Annotated in this window: 17 protein-coding genes; 13 read left to right on the forward strand and 4 right to left on the reverse strand. The window is 44.7% G+C overall.

Features of this window, described 5'->3' with window-relative positions:
* Positions 1-3 precede the first annotated feature (3 nt).
* The 3 genes from lpdA to AOX59_RS16305 all read left to right on the forward strand — a co-directional run bounded on the left by lpdA (position 4) and on the right by AOX59_RS16305 (position 3028).
* On the forward strand, positions 4-1395 hold the full coding sequence (gene lpdA, locus AOX59_RS16295; RefSeq protein WP_068447055.1) for a dihydrolipoyl dehydrogenase: 1392 nt from the start codon (positions 4-6) through the stop codon (positions 1393-1395).
* 447 nt (positions 1396-1842) lie between these two features.
* On the forward strand, positions 1843-2796 hold the full coding sequence (locus AOX59_RS16300) for an NERD domain-containing protein (protein ID WP_068447057.1): 954 nt from the start codon (positions 1843-1845) through the stop codon (positions 2794-2796).
* The gene (locus tag AOX59_RS16305) at positions 2759-3028 is read left to right on the forward strand and encodes a hypothetical protein (protein WP_068447061.1); all 270 of its coding nucleotides are present in this window, start codon (positions 2759-2761) and stop codon (positions 3026-3028) included. The genes AOX59_RS16300 and AOX59_RS16305 overlap by 38 nt, the downstream gene beginning before the upstream one ends.
* Positions 3029-3069: 41 nt before the next feature.
* On the opposite strand, the gene AOX59_RS16310 is transcribed toward AOX59_RS16305, so the two are convergent.
* Entirely contained in the window at positions 3070-4680 is a 1611-nt protein-coding gene (locus AOX59_RS16310) for a glycoside hydrolase family 43 protein (protein ID WP_068447063.1), read from the reverse strand.
* A 10-nt stretch (positions 4681-4690) separates the two neighbouring features.
* Complete coding sequence (locus AOX59_RS16315; RefSeq protein WP_068448412.1) at positions 4691-5866, reverse strand: ROK family transcriptional regulator; 1176 nt, start codon at positions 5864-5866, stop codon at positions 4691-4693.
* 198 nt (positions 5867-6064) lie between these two features.
* On the opposite strand from AOX59_RS16315, the gene AOX59_RS16320 reads away from it, so the two are divergent.
* The 3 genes from AOX59_RS16320 (at position 6065) to AOX59_RS16330 (ending at position 9324) form a co-directional block, all read left to right on the forward strand.
* Positions 6065-7315 carry an extracellular solute-binding protein gene (locus AOX59_RS16320; RefSeq protein WP_082684310.1) on the forward strand — a complete coding sequence of 417 codons (1251 nt, stop codon included), beginning with the start codon at positions 6065-6067 and terminating at the stop codon, positions 7313-7315.
* Positions 7316-7609: 294 nt separating this feature from the next.
* Positions 7610-8488 carry a carbohydrate ABC transporter permease gene (locus tag AOX59_RS16325; protein WP_068447066.1) on the forward strand — a complete coding sequence of 293 codons (879 nt, stop codon included), beginning with the start codon at positions 7610-7612 and terminating at the stop codon, positions 8486-8488.
* Between the two features lie 14 nt (positions 8489-8502).
* Positions 8503-9324: a carbohydrate ABC transporter permease gene (locus AOX59_RS16330; protein ID WP_068447067.1), complete on the forward strand. Its 822-nt coding sequence runs from the start codon at positions 8503-8505 to the stop codon at positions 9322-9324.
* A gap of 2 nt (positions 9325-9326) precedes the next feature.
* Here the strand turns inward: AOX59_RS16330 and AOX59_RS16335 are convergent, their stop codons facing one another.
* On the reverse strand, positions 9327-9947 hold the full coding sequence (locus tag AOX59_RS16335; protein WP_068447068.1) for a YesL family protein: 621 nt from the start codon (positions 9945-9947) through the stop codon (positions 9327-9329).
* 255 nt (positions 9948-10202) lie between these two features.
* On the opposite strand from AOX59_RS16335, the gene xylA reads away from it, so the two are divergent.
* The 7 genes from xylA (at position 10203) to AOX59_RS16370 (ending at position 19709) form a co-directional block, all read left to right on the forward strand.
* Positions 10203-11528, forward strand: a complete 1326-nt coding sequence (gene xylA / locus AOX59_RS16340; RefSeq protein WP_068447070.1) for a xylose isomerase — start codon at positions 10203-10205, stop codon at positions 11526-11528.
* A gap of 5 nt (positions 11529-11533) precedes the next feature.
* Positions 11534-13033 carry a xylulokinase gene (gene xylB / locus AOX59_RS16345; protein ID WP_068447072.1) on the forward strand — a complete coding sequence of 500 codons (1500 nt, stop codon included), beginning with the start codon at positions 11534-11536 and terminating at the stop codon, positions 13031-13033.
* 279 nt (positions 13034-13312) lie between these two features.
* Entirely contained in the window at positions 13313-14737 is a 1425-nt protein-coding gene (locus tag AOX59_RS16350; RefSeq protein ID WP_082684235.1) for an endo-1,4-beta-xylanase, read from the forward strand.
* 88 nt (positions 14738-14825) lie between these two features.
* Positions 14826-15911: a D-xylose ABC transporter substrate-binding protein gene (gene xylF / locus AOX59_RS16355; protein WP_068447073.1), complete on the forward strand. Its 1086-nt coding sequence runs from the start codon at positions 14826-14828 to the stop codon at positions 15909-15911.
* Positions 15912-15987: 76 nt separating this feature from the next.
* Positions 15988-17523, forward strand: a complete 1536-nt coding sequence (locus AOX59_RS16360; RefSeq protein ID WP_068447075.1) for a xylose ABC transporter ATP-binding protein — start codon at positions 15988-15990, stop codon at positions 17521-17523.
* On the forward strand, positions 17504-18658 hold the full coding sequence (locus tag AOX59_RS16365) for a sugar ABC transporter permease (RefSeq protein WP_068447077.1): 1155 nt from the start codon (positions 17504-17506) through the stop codon (positions 18656-18658). Before AOX59_RS16360 ends, AOX59_RS16365 begins: the two co-directional genes overlap by 20 nt.
* Positions 18659-18716: 58 nt before the next feature.
* Entirely contained in the window at positions 18717-19709 is a 993-nt protein-coding gene (locus AOX59_RS16370) for a Gfo/Idh/MocA family protein (RefSeq protein WP_068447079.1), read from the forward strand.
* 39 nt (positions 19710-19748) lie between these two features.
* Here AOX59_RS16370 and AOX59_RS16375 read toward each other — a convergent pair whose 3' ends face one another.
* A complete protein-coding gene (locus AOX59_RS16375) occupies positions 19749-20780 on the reverse strand; it encodes an aldose epimerase family protein (RefSeq protein ID WP_068447081.1) in 1032 nt (343 codons plus the stop codon).
* Between the last annotated feature and the right edge of the window lie 296 nt (positions 20781-21076).

Below are 21076 nucleotides of genomic sequence, written 5' to 3' on the forward strand. Positions count from 1 at the left end.
ACGATGAAATCTTATAATCTCGCAATTATCGGGGCTGGTCCCGGCGGCTATGTCGCAGCCATCAGGGCGGCAAAAGAAGGCTTAAGTGTCGCTCTGGTCTCCGGGGATGATCTAGGCGGAACATGTCTCAACCGCGGCTGCATTCCTTCCAAGACAATGCTGAAACATGCCGAGGTTATCGAAGACATTAAAGGTGCCAAGACATACGGGATCACCGTTAATGACTTTTCCTTTTCCATTAAGGATATGGTCGGCCGGAAAACGAAAGTCGTTAAAACATTGAAAAACGGCATCAAAGGCTTGATGAAGCAAAATAAAATTGAAGTCTTCAGCGGCATCGGTTCCGTCCAAGAAGATAAGACAGTGATCATTGCGTCCAACGGCGGCACAGAGACGATTCAAGCTGACAATGTGATGCTCGCGAATGGCTCAAAACCGCTCGTTCCGCCACTCCCTGGCATTGACGACATCGGATATTATACGAGTGATACGATTTTTGATATTGAAGAGGTTCCAGCCCATATGGTGATTATGGGCGGCGGCGTCATCGGACTCGAAATCGCCTGTATTTTCAATAGCCTTGATACAAAAGTGGAAATCGTCGAAATGGCCGACCGGATCTTGCCAACTGAAGATCCGGATGCTTCGGATTACTTGAAGCGTGAATTGAGTAAAAAGGGCATCGGTATCCAGACGGGTGCTAAAATTACCGGCTTCAGCAAGAACGGTCAGAAGACAACTGTGGACGTGGAGACATCAGATGGTAATAAAAACACAATCGAAACAGACAGCGTGCTTGTTGCCGTCGGACGTCAGCCTAACCTGACCGGCATTGACAATCTGGGGGTTACATTTGACGGTAAATTTGTCAAAGTCGATCAGAACTTACAGACATCCGCAGCTGGCATCTACGCGATTGGTGACTTGATTGGCGGCTACCAGTTCGCACACGCCGCAAGCGATGAAGGTATCAGAGCCGTGACTCATATCGCTGGGAAAGCAGGGCATGGGTCGCAGCCGGAGTCGACGATCCCGCGCTGCGTTTATACATTTCCGGAAGTCGCGAGCGTCGGCATGACAGAAGCCCAAGTTAAAGAGAAAGGCTACCGCGTCAAAACGAAAAAAGTCGACATCGCTGCTAACGGTAAAGCAATCGCAGCCGGCGAAACAAGCGGCTTCATGAAACTAATTTCAGAAGAGAAATACGGCGAAGTGCTCGGCGTCGTCATGGTCGGCGCCCACGTCACCGAAATGATTAGCCAGGCAACCGCCTACATGCATCTCGAAGGAACCGCTGAAGAGCTTGACAGCATGGTATTCCCACATCCAACGGTATCAGAAGCCTTGGGTGAAGCCGGAAGCGTATGGCTGGAAAAAGGTATACATTACAGTTGATATAGTTGATGAGGAGGTTTTCAGCAGAGGCTGAAAACCTTTTTTTGAATTGATGCAGCGCGGTGTTAACTTTGGCTTGATGAGATTTGTGCTGGGTGTGGGCTGGAACGAGCGAGAGTGTGGTCGAGACGAGCGAGGGCGGGATTGAAACGAGCGGCAAGGGCCCCGGAACGAGCGAGAGCAGGGTCAAAATGATTCAACACGCGGTCTGAAACGGGCGAGAGCATCACCGAAACGAGCGACACACAACTCCAAAAAGAGCAATAATTACTCAAACTGGTGCAGGAAAGCCTTGAGCTTGTGGGAGAACAGTCCCGCCGTATCCTTAAGAAAAGGACATACCCATCTGAAAAGTTGATTTTCGACTCATGCTGAAAATTTATACACTTTTGCCTTCCAATATGCTATATTAATAACAATCCAAAAACTAAATAAAGGAGCAAAACGATGATAATAAGAAACCGCCCAAAACCCCTTCCACTAAGAAATCTTGATGCAGCCATCCCACGACTCCCACCAACGTTTCCGAATCTCCCCAGAATGCAAGAAGATGTCAAAAAGCAACAGCAAGGCTATTCAGGCGAAAAAAAGATAGACTATTTTCTTGATAACCTCGCACCCATGTACACAATCCTTCACGATGTTTATCTCCGTGAGAATAACAAAAACTTTCAAATAGACTCCCTGGCTATTGCTAATCACTCCATTTTCATGATTGATTCCAAAAATTATAACGGAACCATTTCGTTTAATACCACCCTCCGGCAGCTCACCCGCTCTGACGGCAAACTCGAGTCAGGCTTTGAAAATCCCATTACTCAGATTAAAAATCAAAAATTCCATCTGCAAAATTGGCTCAAGGAGCGTAACTTGGGGCATATTCCGGTAAAATGCTTTGTAGCAATTGCTGATCCGTCGACTGTTGTGCGGGTAGAAGGCAGCGAGGACGAGGTCAGTCAATATGTCGTTCATGCCGCTGAACTCCCCGAGCGAATAATGAACGCCGATCAGCAATACCGCAATAAAGGCGCGCGGAAGCTCCCAGACTATCAAATCGGCAAGACCATGCTGAGCGAATGTGGTGAATTTGATATTGATATATTCAAAAAATATGGCATGCGACTGGCGAACATATTACCTGGTGTCATCTGTCCTGGTTGTGGGCTGCGGGGGATGAAACGAATACATAGCGGGTGGTGGTGCCGTAAATGTCAGCAAAAACATTATCATGCGCATTGGCAAGCACTTGCTGATTATTTACTGCTGGTGAAAAATACAATAACGAACAAAGAATGTATGTGGTTTTTAGGCTTGAATAAAAGAGGAACTGCAACAAGAATCCTTAAGAAAAGCGGATTGACGTATGATGATAAATATAGATGCTGGTATAAAAAGAAATAGACATATGATGATTTTCGGCTGTGCCGAAAATCTTCTTTTTACATCTGCCATCCTGTTGAGGCAATCGAGTGAGAGCGTCATCAGAACGAACGACGCGCCAATCATTTCGAGCGGGGATGGCACCAAAACGAGCGGCAGAGGACCCGAATCGAGCGAGAGCGTCATCGGAACGAGCGACGCACCAATCAAAACGAGCGAAAACGCCACCGAACCGAGCGACAATCCACCATGAACGAGCGAGAGCCGGCAGTTCGCCGGCTCCCCCTGCAACAGCTAGTCCTCTCCCTGATAACTAAAATAATCAAAATCAGCATATAGGTTTTTCCCTGACGTATCCTGGCACTGCATGCCGACAAACGCTCCTGTGAAGAAGCCGCCGCCCTCTACGTAATCATCAGAAAGCTTGTACGCGTATAACGTAACCGGGATTTCAATCCAATCCGCGCGATCAAAGGAATACAAATAACGATACGTATTCGTTTTAACATCAACTCGCAAGTATACGTACGCAACGTCATTCGGGATCGCAATTTTATCTTTAAGCGGCTGGTCGAATGAAAAGTTGTCGCACACTGTTAATTCCAATATTCTTCCTTTTTCCTCATCCCATGTCACCTGCAGAGCTGTCCAGTTGCGTGTGTTATAATAATTGACCAATCCGGCCGCCTGCTGAAACGATTCCGGATTAAAAGCAACTTTTGTCTCGGCGGTAAAATTAAAATGCTGCCAGCGCCGGGCGATATAAGCCTGTGTGAATTTTGAGGTTAATGATTCCCGGCCGTACAGCCTTAAATGCCCCGGATTGTCCGTCAGCGATAGAATATCTTCACCCAAAGGAATCCGCAGTGACTGGAAATGGTGATTTAAGACGGCAGAGTCAAAGTCGTCTTTTTCATCAAAGTCCTTTTCCCATTTGACTTCATCAATATCAGGACCTTCGATTTCAACGGATGGCCGGCTGCCGCCAACAACATACGGCCAGTCATTTTTCCACTCCAACCGCTGGATAGCGGTTTCTCTTCCCAATGGGCAGTAGCCGCGAATCCCGTCCAGCAACGGCTGATCCTCTTTAGGCAGCGGCCGGCCTGTCAAATGGACCAAAAACCATTCATCGGTATGTGTCTTGACAATGGAAGCGTGTCCCGCTTTCTGAAGCGGAATCCGCGGGTGCGGCCATGATGTGATCAATGGGTTTTCAGGATGAATTTCGTAAGGTCCCCATAAATCTTTGGAACGGGCAATCGTGGCTTGGTGCTCATATTTTGTGCCGCCTTCAGCTGTCAAAAGATAGTAATAGCCGTTAATCTTATAGAGATGAGGGGCTTCGGTCAGCTTGATATCGGTCCCTTTAAAAATCACTTTCTCGCCGCCAATCAGCTTCTGCTCCACGTCACTGTATTCCTGCAGCACAATGCCATAAAAATCATGACGGCCAATCCGGTTGTCCCATAACATGTTGACCAAATATTTTCTGCCATCGTCATTGTGAAATAGGGAAGGGTCGAAACCGGAGCTGTTCAAGTAAACAGGATCGGACCACTCACCATCAATTGTTTCACTTGTCACGAGGTAATTATGGCAGTCTTTCCAGGCGCCATCGACGACTTTCATATCGGTATAAATCAGCCAGAATTTGCCGTCAGCATACGATAGGGCAGGGGCCCAGACACCGCCGGAATCGGGGTTCCCTTTCATGTCCAGCTGGCTGAGGCGGTTCAGGGGCCGGGATGCCAGCCGCCAGTTTTTCAAATCCCTGGAATGGTAAATGCCGACACCGGGGAACCATTCAAATGTTGAAACAGCAATATAGTATTCTTCTCCGGCGCGGCAGATGCTGGGATCAGGGTTGAATCCGGTTAAAATTGGATTTTTAATCATTGTCATGTGATCACCTCTACTTATAAATTTTAAAGAAATTTTCAATCGAAAAGTGAGCGACACCCAAAGCAGTTGAATGTGCTGATAGATCTGAGAAGTCTATTTGTAAATGTTTTTGCTGAAACCAGAGAGCATGGTGATTCACTTTTTCAAGCAATGGCTGTTCGATCCATTCTTTAGCAGCTGTCATGCGGTTTCCGATGATGACCTGTTGCGGGTTGAATGAATTGATAATGTTAATCATGCCAACTCCCAAATAATTACCGATTGTATTAAAAAGGCTAATCGCTTCTTTATCACCCTTTTCTGCCAGACGTATCATTTTTTCCAAAATGTTATCCACATCAGCATTTTTAATGCCGAATTGAGCGGCGTTGTTGATTAATGCTTGTTCTGAAGCGTAAAGTTCCCAACAGCCGTTATTGCCGCATCTGCATGTTGTTCCGTTAGCTTCGATGGTCATATGGCCCATTTCACCGGAAAAACCGCTGTTTCCACGATAAAGTTCACCGTTAAGAATTAATCCGACACCAATACCGACGCCTACACTGACATAAATGATATCCGAATCGTCAGTTCCTGTTCTGAATTTTTTCTCCGCATAAGCACCTGCGTTTGCTTCGTTTTCAATGACGACAGGGCAGTCATACTTTTCTTCCATAATGGATTTTAGATCAACATTCTGCCAACCGAGGTTTGGTGCGAGTAAAACCTTGCCGTTCTTATCCGTTGCACCGGGCACACCGATTCCGATGCCGACAACTCCGTAAGTGCTTGGCGGGGCATGGGATGTCAGGAAATCGATTGTGTCATATAATTTATGTTCAATTTCTTCAAACGTCGGATCCTTATAGGTCAGTGATGTTTCCTTACATACGTTTCCTTTAAGATCGGTCAGAATCCCGAATATATAGTTGACGCCGATATCGATGCCGATTGAATAGCCCGCAACCTCGTTAAACAGCAGTATGACCGGCTTTCTCCCACCGCTGGATTCGCCGGGACCTTTTTCATAAATCAGATCTTCATCCAGCAATTCGCTGACCTGAGAAGAAACGGTTCCTTTGTTTAAGCCCGTTTCATCAGCAATATTTGCCCGGGAGATAGGGGAGTGATCCATGATTGTTTCCAATACAATTGATTTGTTGCCATTTTTAATGGTGTGTTGGTTCCATGTTTTGTTTTGCAGCATAGTTAATTCATCACTTTCCTCTTTTTTGAATATTGTAGCATAAAAATCTTTGTTCATCCACTGGACAAACAAAGATTATTTTGCTATTATTCAAAATAAGCATTCAAATCGAATGTAATCAATTAAAAATGGAGGTAAATAAATGTGAGTAAGAAAGCGATTACATTATTTTTGTCGGTACTGCTTCCGGTTTTGGTGATGGCAGGGTGCAACGGTGACTCGGAGGACAGCAGTGCAAACACCGAAGACGAAAAAACAATCGATTTCATGCACTTGTGGCCTGAGGGAAGTTCAGCGGAACATAATCGCATCGTAAATGACATTGTCAAGGAATATGAGAGTGAAAATGAAGGCGTTAACATTGAACTTGAAATTTTAAGCAATGAGCAATATAAAGATAAAATCAAAGTTCTATCGACTTCCGATGAACTTCCTGATGTCGGCATGACCTGGGCTGCCGGTTATATGGAGCCATATGTGGAAGGCGACAAATACGCATCTCTGGACGATGTTGTTGAAAGTGAAGAATTAAAGGGGCAGTTTGTTTCCGGAACGACCGATGCCTTTTCGGTGGATGGCACAGCGTACGGGCTGCCGCTTGAATTGAACATTGCAACAGTGTTTTATAATCAAGCCATTTTTGAAGAGCACGGACTTGAAGCGCCTGAAACCAATGAAGAATTCCAAAATGTTGTACAAACACTGAAAGAAAATGGCGTCACACCGATTGCTTTGGGTAATAAGGATCGTTGGACCGGTTCTTTATGGTATATGTATTATGCTGACCGAATCGGCGGGTCAGATCTCCTGACAAGCGCCATTAACCGGGAAGAATCATTTGAAAATCCGGCTTTAATCCAGGCAGCGGAAGAAGTTCAGAACTTGGTTGATATGAATGCCTTTAATGATGGGCACAACGGCCTTTCAGATCAAGAAGTCAAGAGCATGTTCATGAATGGGCAGACAGCGATGTATTTGATTGCCACCTGGGATCTGCCAAACTATACGACAAACGAAGAAGTGCCTCAGGAATTCAGGGACTCAGTCGGCTATTTCGACTTCCCTACTGTTGATGGAAAAGGTGAAAAGAGTAGTTATGTAGGTGGACCCGGTGTTGGGTTGTTTGTCGCTGAAAATTCGGAAGTAAAAGAAGAAGCGAAAGATTTCACGAAGTTTTTTGTCCAGAAATGGGGCGAAAAATCAGTGACGGAAGCGGGCGTTATCCCGGCTACAAAAGTAGATGCCGAATCCTTGGATCTGCCGCAAATGTATGTGGACGTGCTGGATGATTTGAATAATGCGAGTAATTTAACACTATTTGCTGATGTTCAAATGAGTCCTGACACAGCTGAAGTGCACTTGAACCAGATTCAGGCATTATTCGGCGGGGAAGTGACCCCGGAAGAGTTTGCAAAAGCACATGAAGAAGCACTATCACAGGAAGAGTAAACGTTACGATTAAAGAAAAGAGGCTGGGACAAAAGGATTTAAAGTACATGAAAAGACGAACTATTATTAGGAGGGAAGCGGGATACACCGCTGCGGAAATATGCTTCGCTTTCCGCGGGCGGCTGGTAAGCCACCGAAGCGCTAAAGCACTTCGGTGTCTCACCTATGCCTCTGTTCCCGCAGGAGTCTTCGCATATTTCCTCCGCTTACGGATCGCTTTATTCGTCTTTCCCAACACTCGTTTTAGTTTTGTCCCAGCCATTTTCCAGCTTAAATATTTGGGGTTGAATATCAATGAATAAAGTCATGTCCAACAAATGGATTATAGCACTATACGTTCTTCCGGCCTTGCTGCTGATTGGTGTCTTAATATTCATTCCGCTGATCCTGTCAGGTTATTATGGCCTGATGGAATGGAATGGCATCGGGGAAATGGAGTTCATCGGGCTGGAAAATTATATCGCAGCCATACAGGACCTTAAATTTTGGGACAGTGCCTTGCATTCCGCTTTATTGGCAATCTTTTCGACGTTAAGTCTGGTTGTTTATCTGGCTATATCGATGATTCTGGCTTCCAAAATCAAGGGGGCGGATCTATTAAGAAAAATCTATCTCATTCCGATGCTGTTGTCATCGGTTGCGATCGCTCAGCTGTGGATTAAGGTATTTAATCCTGCCAATGGGATGCTCAATCGGATTTTAATGGCCATTGGCTTTGAAAATCCGCCTGCATGGCTGGCTAATCCCGATATCGTATTATATGCGATTTTTATTCCAATCCTGTGGCAATATGCCGGTTTTTATATATTAATCTATTATGCTGCCTTGAAAAATGTCCCGGAAACAATCATTGAAGCAGCACGAATCGACGGGGCATCTCCTTTGCAGATTGCGTATAGAATTAAGCTTCCGTTAATTAAGGGTGTCGTTAAAGTCACCGTCGTACTGGCAATTGTCGGTTCATTGAAATACTTTGATCTGATTTATGTCATGACTGGCGGCGGGCCGAATGGTGCCAGTGAAGTTATGGCTTCGTATATGTATAAACTGGCTTTCAGCACGAATGACTTCGGTTACGGAAGTGCCATCGGTTTTCTGCTGTTGATTATTACACTGATTGTCACGGTGATTGTACGGAAATTAACAGCTGACAAAGACGAGATTCAATACTAAAAGGAGGTGCAGCCATGAATCGAATTGGATATGTTTTTCTGTACATATGCTTAGGGATTGTAGCAGTATTTCAAATTTTCCCGATCATTTGGCTTTTTCTCTTTTCCTTAAAAAGCAACCAGGAGATATTTGCGGGGTCGCCATTTGCCTTGCCAAAGGAATGGCTTTGGGAAAATTACGCGAAAGTATGGGAAGGCGGCATTGGTCTTTATTTCTTCAACAGTGTCTGGATTACGGCGCTGGCGATCATCTTTACCGCACTATTGGCAAGCATGGCAACGTTTGCGATTACACGGATGCAGTGGAAGCTGGATAAATTCGTGCTCGGGCTGTTCATGGTCGGGCTGATGATTCCGATTCATTCCGCCATTATCCCGTTGTTCAATATGTTTTTGAGTGTCAATCTGATTGATAATCCATGGTCGATTGTCCTTACGTATACGGCCTACAATTTGCCGATTACGATGATGATTTTGCTTGGATTCTATTATACATTGCCGCGTGAAATAGAAGAAGCCGCGATCATTGATGGCTGTTCGGTTCATCGCATGTTTTTCCGGATTATTCTTCCGATGACGGCACCAGTGTTGTCGACGATTGTCATTATTAACATGATTTATAACTGGAATGAGTTTGTCTTTGTGAATACGTTCATCTCCTCAGATGAATACAAAACATTGACTGTCGGGATTCAAAATTTCATCGGCCAGTATATGACGGACTGGGGAGCGATCGGGGCAACATTGATCATCAGTCTGCTGCCCATTTTGGCTGCTTTTATTTTCTTCAGCAATAAAGTTGTGGAAGGAATCTCATCGAGTGCCGTTAAAGGCTGAGCTCACGTGTTGTGCTTTTTCCGCTCCACGCGGTTAAAAGCATTGAGGCTCAGCCACATCGTGATAAATGCATATGTACTGCATCCGAATATAAAGGCTAATGCCGGAAGAGCTATCATAACAAAAACGACGGCACCGAGACTGATGATCATCAGAAACGTGTGAATAGGGCTTATGAGCATAATCAGCAGCGTATTTTTCATAATGTTGCCTACGTTCAGGTCGTAATGGACGAATACCGGAAATAAATAAAACAGACATAACAGAAACAAAAGCATAAACGTAAATATCGGGATGTAAGTCCATGACAAACTGTCGGTCAAATCGACTTGAATAAAATAGATATTGAAAGTGATCACTAGAATGATAGCTGTAATGGGGATTCCCAGAAGATTTGCTTTTAAAAAGTCAGCTTTAACATATTTCCAGTAGGTATCAAAAATGCGGATATCCTTTTTACCGCGCAGCCAGTCCCGGATAATTGCAAACATAGCAGCGGTTGCAGGATAGATTCCGAGAATCACTAAACCGGAAAGGGTAAAACCGATCCATAGTAATTGGAGATAAGCAAAACGCATAATCCATTCCATTATTCGGTAAAGCGTACTGGCGAACATATTCATCAGATTGCCCTCCATGGCATTTAGTGTCGGGGTCTATTATACAGGATGATTAGATAGATTCAATTTAAATAAGGCTGTATATTCACTGTTAGTATCTGTTATAAAAAATTCGATGGAGCGGAAAGCGACTGCCCGCAGCGGAAATCAACACTGTCACTGTTTCGCAGTTTAGGGATTTTGTGTCATAAACAACCTTTTAGAAAACAGCGTTAAGAAAAGGGCCTAAAATACAGAGAAATTGAGGAGGAATAAGTCATGACCTATTTCAACAATATCAGCAATATCAACTATGAAGGATCCAATTCTACAAATCCTTATGCGTTTAAATTTTATAATCCGGAAGAAAAAGTCGGGGGAAAAACGATGGAAGAACAGCTGAAGTTTTCCGTCGCGTATTGGCATACCTTCACTGAAGATTTGTCCGATCCATTTGGGGCCGGAACAGCTCTGCGCCCTTGGGATAAATACGATGGCATGGACCGGGCAAAGGCACGGGTTGATGCGGCATTTGAACTGTTTGAAAAATTGAATGTCCCGTATTTCGCTTTTCATGATGTCGACATCGCCCCGGAAGGAAGCAATCTGCGCGAATCCAATCAAAATATCGATACGATAGTTGCAATGATCAAGGATTATATGAAAGACAGCAAAACCAAGCTCTTGTGGAATACGGTGAATAACTTTACCCATCCGCGATTCGTGCATGGCGCGGGCTCATCCAATAATGCGGATGTCTTCGCTTATGCCGCGGCAAAAGTGAAAAAAGGCCTGGAAGTCGGAAAGGAGCTGGGCGCTGAAAACTATGTGTTCTGGGGCGGCCGCGAAGGCTATGAAACACTTTTGAACACGGATATGAAACGGGAACTGGACCATTTGGGGCGGTTTTTCCATATGGCTGTTGATTACGCAAGAGAAATCGGCTTTGATGCACAGTTCCTGATTGAGCCGAAACCAAAAGAGCCGACAACCCATCAATACGATTTTGATGTTGCCAGCGGTTATGCCTTCTTGCAGCGTTACGGACTGCAGGATGATTTTAAATTCAATATTGAAGCGAACCATGCGACACTCGCGGGCCATACGTTTGAGCATGAATTGCGTTATGCGCGGGTCAACAATATTTTGGGATCGGTTGATGCGAATCAGGGCCACCCGCTGCTTGGCTGGGATACCGATGAATTTCCGACTGATCTGTACGGAACGACGCTCGCCATGTACGAAATTCTCAAAAATGGCGGTCTCGGAAGCGGCGGCTTGAATTTTGACGCGAAAGTCCGCCGGGGGTCGTTCACACCGGAAGATCTGGTTCACGCCCATATCGCCGGAATGGACAGTTTTGCCGTCGGGTTGAAAGTGGCGCAAAGGTTAATTGATGATAAAGTCCTCGATCGTTTCATAGAAGAACGCTACAGCAGTTTTGACACAGGTATCGGCAAGGCGGTTGAAGACGGCACGGCAGATTTTCATAAACTGGAAGAACATGCATTGGGACTTGAAAATATTCAAAATCAGTCCGGACGGCTTGAACAAATTAAAGCGACGATTAATCAGTACTTATTGAAAGAATATGCAGGAGCGTAATGGCTATGAAATATGTGATTGGTGTTGATTTAGGAACAAGTGCTGTTAAACTGCTGCTGGTGAACCGGAATGGTGAAATCGCTCAGGAGGTTTCCAAGCCATTATCGCTCATCCAGTCGAAAACCGGCTACAGCGAACAGGATCCGAATTTATGGGTGGAGCAAACAATGGCAGGCCTCAGGGAGATGCTCGGCAATTTTGAGGGTGATCCCGCTGACATCGAAGGCATCAGCTTTTCCGGGCAAATGCACGGGCTTGTATTATTGGATGAACATTATAACGTGCTGCGCAATGCGATCCTTTGGAACGATACACGCACAACAGCGCAGTGCCGGGAAATTTACGAGGCGGTTGGCGAACATCGTTTACTGGAGATCACGAAAAATCCGGCACTGGAAGGCTTTACCCTACCGAAAATTTTGTGGGTGAAAGAGCACGAGCCGGAGATTTTTCAGGAGGCAGCGGCATTCGTTCTGCCAAAAGATTACGTGCGTTATAAATTGACCGGAAAGCTTCACATGGAATACTCGGATGCGGCCGGGACGTTATTGCTGGATGTCGGCCGAAATGAATGGAGCCGTGAGATATGCCGCTCGCTGGATATTGAGCCTGATTTGTGTCCCCCGCTCGTTGCCTCCTCTGATGAAGTGGGGCAGGTTGATGCACAGGTAGCTGAAGCGACGGGGCTGTCAGCTGGAACACGTGTATTTGCCGGTGCGGCTGATAATGCTTGCGGGGCAATCGGGTCGGGTATTTTGGAAGATGGCAAAACATTGGTCAGTACGGGGACTTCCGGTGTGGTCTTGTCCTATGAATCTAGTAATGATAAAGATTTCCGGGGCCAGGTGCATTATTTTAATCATGGCGCACCGAACGCTTACTATACGATGGGCGTCACACTGGCGGCAGGGTACAGCCTCAGCTGGTTTAAAGATGCCTTTGCCGGTGAGGAATCTTTTGACGATTTGCTGGCCGGCGTTGATTCGGTGCCGGCCGGATCCAATGGTTTGTTGTTCACCCCATATGTTGCAGGTGAGCGAACGCCGCATGCAAATGCCGATATACGCGCCAGCTTTATCGGCATGGACAGCGCACATGAAAGACGGCATTTTGTGCGGGCGGTCATGGAAGGCATTACGTTTTCGCTGAATGAATCGATCGCGATTTTTCGTGAACATGGTAAGCGGATTGAGAAAATCGTTTCCATAGGAGGCGGCGCGAAGAACGATCTTTGGCTGCAAATGCAGGCCGATATCTTTGATGCTAAAATCGTAAAATTCTCAAGTGAGCAAGGACCCGGCATGGGAGCGGCAATGCTTGCGGCCTACGGCTGCGGATGGTTTGATTCGCTGCATGGTTGTGCGGATGCGTTTTTGAAAGTAGAGAAAATGTTCTCGCCGGACCCGGAAAATGTGGAAAGGTATAAGGAATTGTTTGAGATCTATCAGGATGTGTATGGGCGGACGAAGGAGTTGAATGAGAAATTAGTAAACTTTCGGGAATGATTTTGGGTTGAATCGATCGAGAGCAGCAAGAAATCGATCGACAGAAAATGATCAATCCAAGAACAGAAACGCTCAGCGATAGCACATTCCTAATAGTTCATTGAAACGGGTGATTTTTAGCATAAGCCAAAAATCGTCAAATTGAAAAACCCCTTTTGACAGGCATTGATAACAGTACATCTCCAGCAAAAAACAGACATCATCTGGATAGCTCACAGGACATCATGACGAAAGGAGGTGTTTGAAAATATATTTAAAGTATATTAAGGAGGATGTCGGATGAAAGAAACGTTTCGAAAATCGATTATTGGCGGATTATCGTTGGTATTGCTGGCAACAGCCGGCACACATACTGCTTATGCAGCGCGGGACACGGAGCCAATCAGTTCTTTGGAGGTGCCAGCAATGAAAGACCGGTTTGAAGATTCCTTTCCAATTGGTGCTGCCGTTGAGCCCTATCAGCTGGAAGGTATTCATGGCGAGATATTAAAACGCCACTATAACAGCATCGTTGCCGAGAATGTTATGAAGCCAATCAATATTCAGCCGGAAGAGGGCGAATTCAATTTTGAAGAGGCCGATAAAATCGTCCGGTTTGCTGAAGAAAATGATATGGATCTGCGCTTTCACACGCTCATCTGGCACAGTCAGGTACCGGATTGGTTTTTCCTGGATGAGGAAGGCAACGAAATGATTGACGAAACAGACCCAACCAAACGCGCTGAAAATAAGGAGCTGCTGCTCGATCGTTTGGAGACTCACATTAAAACGATTGTGAAGCGTTATTCTGACGAAGTGGACGCATGGGATGTTGTTAATGAAACCATCGATCCCAATGCATCGAATGATCGGGGCTTGCGTGAATCAAAGTGGTATCAGATTACAGGTACGGACTATATTAAAAAAGCCTTCGAAACAGCCAGAAAATATGCCGGTGATGATGCCAAATTATTCATCAATGACTATAATACCGAGGTCGAACCAAAACGGGCGCACCTGTATAATCTAGTGAAAGACCTGCTGGAGCAGGGAGTGCCAATTGATGGTGTCGGGCACCAGGCACATATCCAATTAGATTGGCCTACCATTGCAGAAACAAAGGAGTCTATCAACATGTTTGCGGGTCTTGGATTGGATAATCACATTACTGAGCTTGATGTCAGCTTGTACGGGTGGCCGCCAACTCCGGCATTCACAAACTATGATGAAATACGGGCAAGCGGCCGGCTTTATGACCAAGCGGCACGTTATGATCAGCTATTCCAATTATATGAAGAACTCGACGATAAAATCGGCAATGTGACGTTCTGGGGAATTGCGGATGACCATACATGGCTCGATGACCGTGCAGAGGATTATAATGATGGCGTCGGAAAAGATGCACCGTTTGTCTTTGATCCGGATTTTAATGTCAAACCCGCCTATTGGGAAATGATGGGTTACGACATAGATGGCATGAGCGAACTGATTGAAGGTTTTGAACAAGAGGGCGAATTTGCCAACCATGGTGTTGCGCAATCACTAAAAGCAAAATTGAACACGGCTGCTTACTTTGACGAAAAGGGAGATCCGGACAAAGTCGTTAAGCATATGGAAAATTTCACGGAAAAGTTGGAGCAGTGGAAAGACAAAGGGTTTGTTACAGGGAACGCATATAATAGCCTGGATAAAAATGCTGCGTATTTAATTTCCAAGCGGGAATAACAGATGTTTCTTATACAACAACTTTGTTCATCTATTAGACGAACAAAGCTAAAACTGAAATAAGTTTCAAATGAAAGGGGTCATCGCAATGAGCAAGCTTTTCAAGTCCGGTGTTATTGCAGTCATGTCAATTACCATACTGCTTTTAGCCGCGGCATGCGGACAGGACGCATCGAATGGCAATGATAATGCCGATGCATCATCAGACGGCGAAGTTACGATTGGACTTTCTGTAGCAGATTTAACATTGGAACGATGGCAGCACGACCGTGATATTTTTGTGGAACAGGCAGAAGAACTGGGGGCGGATGTTTTGGTGCAGTCCGCTGATGGGGAAGATGAAAAACAACTATCGCAAATTCAAAATATGCTCTCGCAAGGTGTTGATGCATTAGTAATCATTGCTAATAACTCTGATGCGTTAAGCCCTGCTGTTAATCAAGCCAAGGAAGAAAATATTCCGGTGGTAGCATATGACCGGTTGATAAATAATGCGGAAATTGACGCTTACGTATCTTTTGATAATGAACGCGTTGGGGAGATGCAAGCTGAATATTTAATTGATCAGGTACCAACAGGTAAATATTTTCTTTTAGGTGGTGCACCAACGGATAACAACGCACAAATGTTCAGAGACGGGCAGATGAATGTGTTGGATCCATTAATTGAAAGTGGTGACATCGAAGTGGTCGGGGACCAGTGGGTAGAAGGCTGGTCTGCAGAAACGGCTATGAGTATTGTAGAAAATGCATTGACTGCTAATGAAAATGATATTGATGCCATTGTTGCAACAAATGACAGTACTGCTGGCGGCGCAGTGCAAGCACTGTCTGCTCAAAATCTTGCAGGTGACATTGCTATTTCCGGGCAGGATGCCGATTTAGCGGCGGTACAACGCATTGCGGAAGGGACGCAATCAATGACTGTTTATAAACCGATTCAGGATATTGCAACTAAAAATGCTGAAATCGCCGTTAAACTTGCTAAAGGCGAAGATATCGAAGCGGAAGATACAGTTAATAATGGCGTGACAGATGTTCCGTTCATTAAACTTGATCCGATTAAAGTAAGTCAGGAAAACTTAGTCGATACCGTGATTGCCGACGGGTTTCATTCATTCGAGGATGTGTATGAAAATATACCGGAAGATGAGCGGCCGGACAAGCCGGAATAAAAATGATATGACAATTATCCGGGGAGGAGGGGGACTCTCCTCTTTCCTATTGAGTTTTTAAAGAGGTGAATCTTTTATGACTGGATATGCACTGCAAATGGAGGGGATCAGCAAAGAATTTCCTGGGGTCAAAGCATTGGATAGTGTGACATTATCCGTTAACAAAGGAGAAATTCATGCACTGTGCGGTGAAAATGGCGCCGGCAAATCGACGCTTATGAAAATATTAAGCGGCGTATATCCTTCCGGCAGTTTTGACGGAAAAATAGTAATTAATGAAAGAGAAGTCAGGTTTCGCAATATTAAAGAATCACAGGAAGCCGGTATAGCCATCATTTATCAGGAATTGGCTTTGGTGCCTGAAATGACGGTTGGCGAAAACATCTTTCTGAGCAGTGATTTGATGAGAGAAAAAGTATTGAATTGGAATAAGCTTTATGCCGAGTCAAAGCGGTGGTTGGATCATATTGGATTAAACATCGATCCACAACGGAAATTAGGTGATCTGACAGTTGGTAAACAGCAATTAATTGAAATCGTCAAGGCACTTACAAAGAATGCAGAGATTCTAATTTTGGATGAACCAACAGCAGCGCTGACAGAAAGTGAAGTAGAGGTATTGGTTGAGATTTTAAAGGATCTTAAATCAGAAGGTGTCACTTGCATCTATATATCGCACAAGCTTGGTGAGGTGATGCGGCTTGCTGATTCGGTAACTGTTTTAAGAGATGGTCAGACGATTGATACATTCAATGTAAATGAAATAACAGAGGATACAATTGTTTCCAATATGGTAGGCAGATCACTAACGAACTACTTTCCTTATGAAGAACATGAGACCGGAGAAGAGATATTAAGTGTCAAAAATTATTCTTTCTATAATAAATCAACTGATGAAACAATAGCAGATAATGTGTCTTTCACACTGAGAAAAGGCGAAATACTGGGTATATCCGGCTTAATGGGAGCAGGACGCTCCGAGCTGTTTATAAGCCTTTTCGGCGGGTATCCCGGCAAGGCATATGGAGAAGTGACAATCGATGGAAAGCCAGCAGTTATCAAGAAGCCATCTGATGCCATCAGTGCCGGTTTAGCTTATGTATCAGAAGATCGTAAACGGTATGGCCTGGTGATAGGGATGGAAATTACCAAAAACTCAACACTCGCTGCCCTCAAAAAGGTTATGCCCAATGGATTGATTGATGCTTCTTTAGAGTTGAAAAGTGCAGAAGAAATGACAAATAAGCTGAATTTGAAAGCCCATAGTTTAGAAGCAAAAGTGGAGCAGTTAAGTGGCGGCAATCAACAAAAAGTCGTGTTGAGTAAATGGCTGTTTACCAATCCAAAAATTCTCATATTGGATGAACCAACAAGAGGGATCGATGTCGGTGCCAAAAATGAAATTTATAAAATCATTAATGAATTATCACAGCAAGGTGTCGGTATTATCATGATTTCATCTGAATTGCCGGAAATTCTGGGGATGTCGGACCGTATCCTTGTAATGGCAGATGGTACCATTTCAGGAGAACTCTCGAGGGAAGAAGCCACAGAGGAAAATGTCATGAAACTGGCGACAGGAGGAAATAATCATGAGCCAATCATCAACTGAAAAACCGGCTGAAAAGAAGTTAAGTTTTAAATTTAATGCGCAGTCTTATGCCCTGATTGTTGCCTTAATTCTGATCGTGTCAATCTTTGGAATTTTAACAGGTGGTGAATTTCTGTCATCACGAAATCTATCGAACCTGTTTGCTCAAATGACTGTCATAGCTGTTTTGGCCATTGGTATGACGCTTGTCATCGTTGCCGGCCATATTGATCTGTCAGTAGGTTCATTAGCGGGATTAACCGGAGGCATTTCGGCTATTTTACAAGTATGGTTTGGATGGGATACCGTATGGGTCGTATTAGCTGCAATCGTTGTCGGTGCTTTGCTTGGTCTCTGGCAGGGATGGTGGGTCGCTTACCGTGCTGTACCTGCTTTTATTGTAACGCTGGGTGGTATGCTGATTTTCAGGGGTATTTTAATTGGAATCAGTGCAGGACAAACCGTAGCACCACTTCATGAAGGTTTCAGAGCTATTGCGAATAGTCATTTGCCATACTGGGCTGGTTATGTATTAGCGGTTGCGGGTGTCATTCTATTATTTTTTTCAGCTTGGCAAAGCCAGAATAAACGGCAGCAATTAGGCTTATTGACAGACAACCCGTTTAAACTCTATGGAAAATATGCTGTGTATGCCTTCCTGATTCTTCTATTAACTTATATGTTAAATCGCTACAATGGTATTCCTGTTCCATTAATTATCGTGATGTTCTTTGGCGGTTTGTTTATTTTCATTTCAAATAAAACATCCTTTGGCCGCTACATCTATGCAATCGGTGGTAACGAAGAAGCAGCTGCCTTGTCGGGGATCAATATAAAGCGCAATACGTTATCTGTTTTCGTACTGATGGGCGCGCTTGCGGGAGTAGCCGGTGTTATTTTATCGAGCAGGCTGAATGCTGCAAGTGTCAGTGCAGGCGAAATGTATGAACTAGACGCAATTGCGGCGTGTGTAATCGGCGGAACAAGTCTGATGGGTGGCCGAGGTAATATTGTAGGAGCCGTTATTGGCGCCCTGATTATGACCAGTATAGATAACGGTATGAGCATGATGAACATCGAAACGTTTTGGCAGTCGATCGTAAAGGGATTGATTTTAATCATTGCTGTGTGGATTGATATCTCAAGCAAAAAATAGACATTAATGGCATAATATTGGTAGAGTGTCGTAATGAATAACAGAAGGGATGAGCGTAATGCGTTTTACAAAATGGGGCATACTAAGTACGGCGAACATCGCGCAAACTCAGCTGATACCAGCTATTGAGCGATTTGAAAATGCTGAAGTGACTGCAATAGCAAGCGGCAGCGGGAGGGCATCAGAAGTCGCTCGTGAATTAGGGATTCCCAAGTCTTATGACTGTTATGAGGGACTTCTCGTTGATCCGGAAATAGAGGCGGTGTACATACCGCTGCCGAATCACTTACATAAAAAGTGGGTGATAGAAGCAGCCAAAAAAGGCAAGCATATTCTCTGCGAAAAACCCGCGGTGTTAACGTCTGCTGATATGGAAGACATTCAAAGGACGTGTGAAGAAAACAACGTTCTTTTCATGGAAGGGTTTATGTACTATTTCCACCAGCAGCATGATCGGGTGAAAGAAATTATTGCCAGTGGCGAAATTGGCGATGTTAAACTCGTGAGATCAAGTTTTTCTTTTCTGGTAACAGACAAAGAAGATAACATTCGAATGGATGCTGCAAAAGGCGGCGGGACGTTCTATGATATCGGGTGTTACAGCATCCACTCCATCCGGCATATTTTGGGCAGTGAGCCGGTTGCGGTGCATGTACATGCGAAGCGTGATGCAACTTATGGTGTCGAGACGAATGCTGTCACGTACATGGAATTTTCCGGTGAGATCATGACCGTCTTTGATAACAGTTTTGAATCGGCATTCCGGCAAGAATACGAAATTATTGGCACGGAAGGCCGTGTAACGGTACCACGCGCATACCGCCCTGATTTGAACGGCGGCGATGGGTTAGTGATTGTCGAAACTGATGGCGTGCGTCGTGAAGAAACTATAAACACAGATCAATATAAAGCTGAAGTCGAGCATTTCTCGGATGCTATCCTAACCGGGGTAAGGCTCAAGCACACAATGCAAAATACCGTGAGCAATCTTAAAGTCATTGACGCATGTTTACAATCAATTGAAACGGGCGAAAAAGTATACTTGAATTAATAAGCAAAATCCGGGCTATAATGTTTAGCCCGGATTTAACTATTCCGTTCCAAATGTGAAGGATGTCTGTTTTGAATAGCGTGTATTTGCTTTTAGTATGATAGATGGAAAACCGTCATGATGCAGCGATGCAGGCGGGCCTTGCGTTTCAAAGCATACACCCGCATATTTGCGCGACCGTTCACCCTTTAATGCCAGCCCTTCCTCCAGATTTTGACCTGTGTACATAACCACCCCTGGCTGGTTCGTTTCAATCTCCATGACCCGCCCGCTCGATTCCTCGTTGACACGAATATTACCTCGCTCATGATCAAAAAGAAAATAATGATCATAGCCATTACCGGCAATGGCGTTTTGGTCGGTACCCGATGCTATCCCGTCAATAAGCTTTCTGCCGTGTCTAAAATCAAAGGGCGTATGGCTGACGTTCAGTTTATTCCCAGTCGGTATCAAGTTTTGATCAAGCTCAATAAAATGGCTGCTGTTGATCTTCACTGTGTGCTGTTTGATTGTATCGCTTTGATTGCCGCTCAAGTTAAAATATGTATGATTGGTCAGTGTTAAAGCAGTCGTTTCGTCACTGATCGCTTCGTAGTCTATTATGAATTGGTTCTGGTTATTCAGGGTATAGGTAACGGCCACCTCTATCGTTCCGGGAAATCCACCCTCACCATCCTGACTTGTGTAAGTTAGCTTAACACCAGCTTCATCAGCTGTCTGAAAGGGAACTGCATCCCAAATCACTCTATGGAAGCCGGACGCGCCGCTATGTAAACAGTTATTGCCATCGTTCGCTTCCGGATTGTAATGCTTCCCGTCAAGCTTGAAAGATGCATCCTGAATTCGGCCGGCAACACGTCCGATCATAGCTCCGAAAAAATTTGCGTCCCTCTTATAATCTTCAATATTTTGATACCCCAATACGACATTTTCAACATTCCCGTGTTTATCAGGCACAAGAATCTCCGTAATGATCCCGCCATAATTTAAAAAAGTCACTTGCATCTTATTGTGATTTGAGATTTTAAATCGCCTCCACCCATTGTGAAGTTGTTCCTGAATTATATTCACTTTATCAGCTCCAATATCGAGTTGAAATTAACTTTATTGTACCATATAGTGTGGTTTTTCGGGCGGTGCAGTTGATTCGAGCGAGAGGCGCGGTAACACGAGCGGGAATGTCTTGGAACCGAGCGAGAGGCGCGGTAACTCGAGCAGGAATGGCTTGGAAACGAGCGAGCCCCCCACTAACTTGTGCAGAAAAACCTTGAACTCGTGCAAAATCCCTTGAAATTTTTACAATAAGCGATCCGACTATGCAGGCAGGCTTCGGATATCATGTCAGAAATCCTTTCCAATGCTCCAAT

The organism is Lentibacillus amyloliquefaciens (assembly GCF_001307805.1).
Classification (GTDB): Bacteria; Bacillota; Bacilli; order Bacillales; family Amphibacillaceae; genus Lentibacillus; species Lentibacillus amyloliquefaciens.

What these genes read in the sequence shown, in the direction of transcription:
- lpdA (WP_068447055.1), top strand. Translation starts at nt 4, where the DNA reads ATGAAATCTTATAATCTCGCAATTATCGGGGCTGGTCCCGGCGGCTAT.
- AOX59_RS16300 (WP_068447057.1), top strand. Translation starts at nt 1,843, where the DNA reads ATGATAATAAGAAACCGCCCAAAACCCCTTCCACTAAGAAATCTTGAT.
- AOX59_RS16305 (WP_068447061.1), top strand. Translation starts at nt 2,759, where the DNA reads ATGATGATAAATATAGATGCTGGTATAAAAAGAAATAGACATATGATG.
- AOX59_RS16310 (WP_068447063.1), bottom strand. Translation starts at nt 4,680, where the DNA reads ATGACAATGATTAAAAATCCAATTTTAACCGGATTCAACCCTGATCCC.
- AOX59_RS16315 (WP_068448412.1), bottom strand. Translation starts at nt 5,866, where the DNA reads ATGCTGCAAAACAAAACATGGAACCAACACACCATTAAAAATGGCAAC.
- AOX59_RS16320 (WP_082684310.1), top strand. Translation starts at nt 6,065, where the DNA reads ATGGCAGGGTGCAACGGTGACTCGGAGGACAGCAGTGCAAACACCGAA.
- AOX59_RS16325 (WP_068447066.1), top strand. Translation starts at nt 7,610, where the DNA reads ATGAATAAAGTCATGTCCAACAAATGGATTATAGCACTATACGTTCTT.
- AOX59_RS16330 (WP_068447067.1), top strand. Translation starts at nt 8,503, where the DNA reads ATGAATCGAATTGGATATGTTTTTCTGTACATATGCTTAGGGATTGTA.
- AOX59_RS16335 (WP_068447068.1), bottom strand. Translation starts at nt 9,947, where the DNA reads ATGAATATGTTCGCCAGTACGCTTTACCGAATAATGGAATGGATTATG.
- xylA (WP_068447070.1), top strand. Translation starts at nt 10,203, where the DNA reads ATGACCTATTTCAACAATATCAGCAATATCAACTATGAAGGATCCAAT.
- xylB (WP_068447072.1), top strand. Translation starts at nt 11,534, where the DNA reads ATGAAATATGTGATTGGTGTTGATTTAGGAACAAGTGCTGTTAAACTG.
- AOX59_RS16350 (WP_082684235.1), top strand. Translation starts at nt 13,313, where the DNA reads ATGAAAGAAACGTTTCGAAAATCGATTATTGGCGGATTATCGTTGGTA.
- xylF (WP_068447073.1), top strand. Translation starts at nt 14,826, where the DNA reads ATGAGCAAGCTTTTCAAGTCCGGTGTTATTGCAGTCATGTCAATTACC.
- AOX59_RS16360 (WP_068447075.1), top strand. Translation starts at nt 15,988, where the DNA reads ATGACTGGATATGCACTGCAAATGGAGGGGATCAGCAAAGAATTTCCT.
- AOX59_RS16365 (WP_068447077.1), top strand. Translation starts at nt 17,504, where the DNA reads ATGAGCCAATCATCAACTGAAAAACCGGCTGAAAAGAAGTTAAGTTTT.
- AOX59_RS16370 (WP_068447079.1), top strand. Translation starts at nt 18,717, where the DNA reads ATGCGTTTTACAAAATGGGGCATACTAAGTACGGCGAACATCGCGCAA.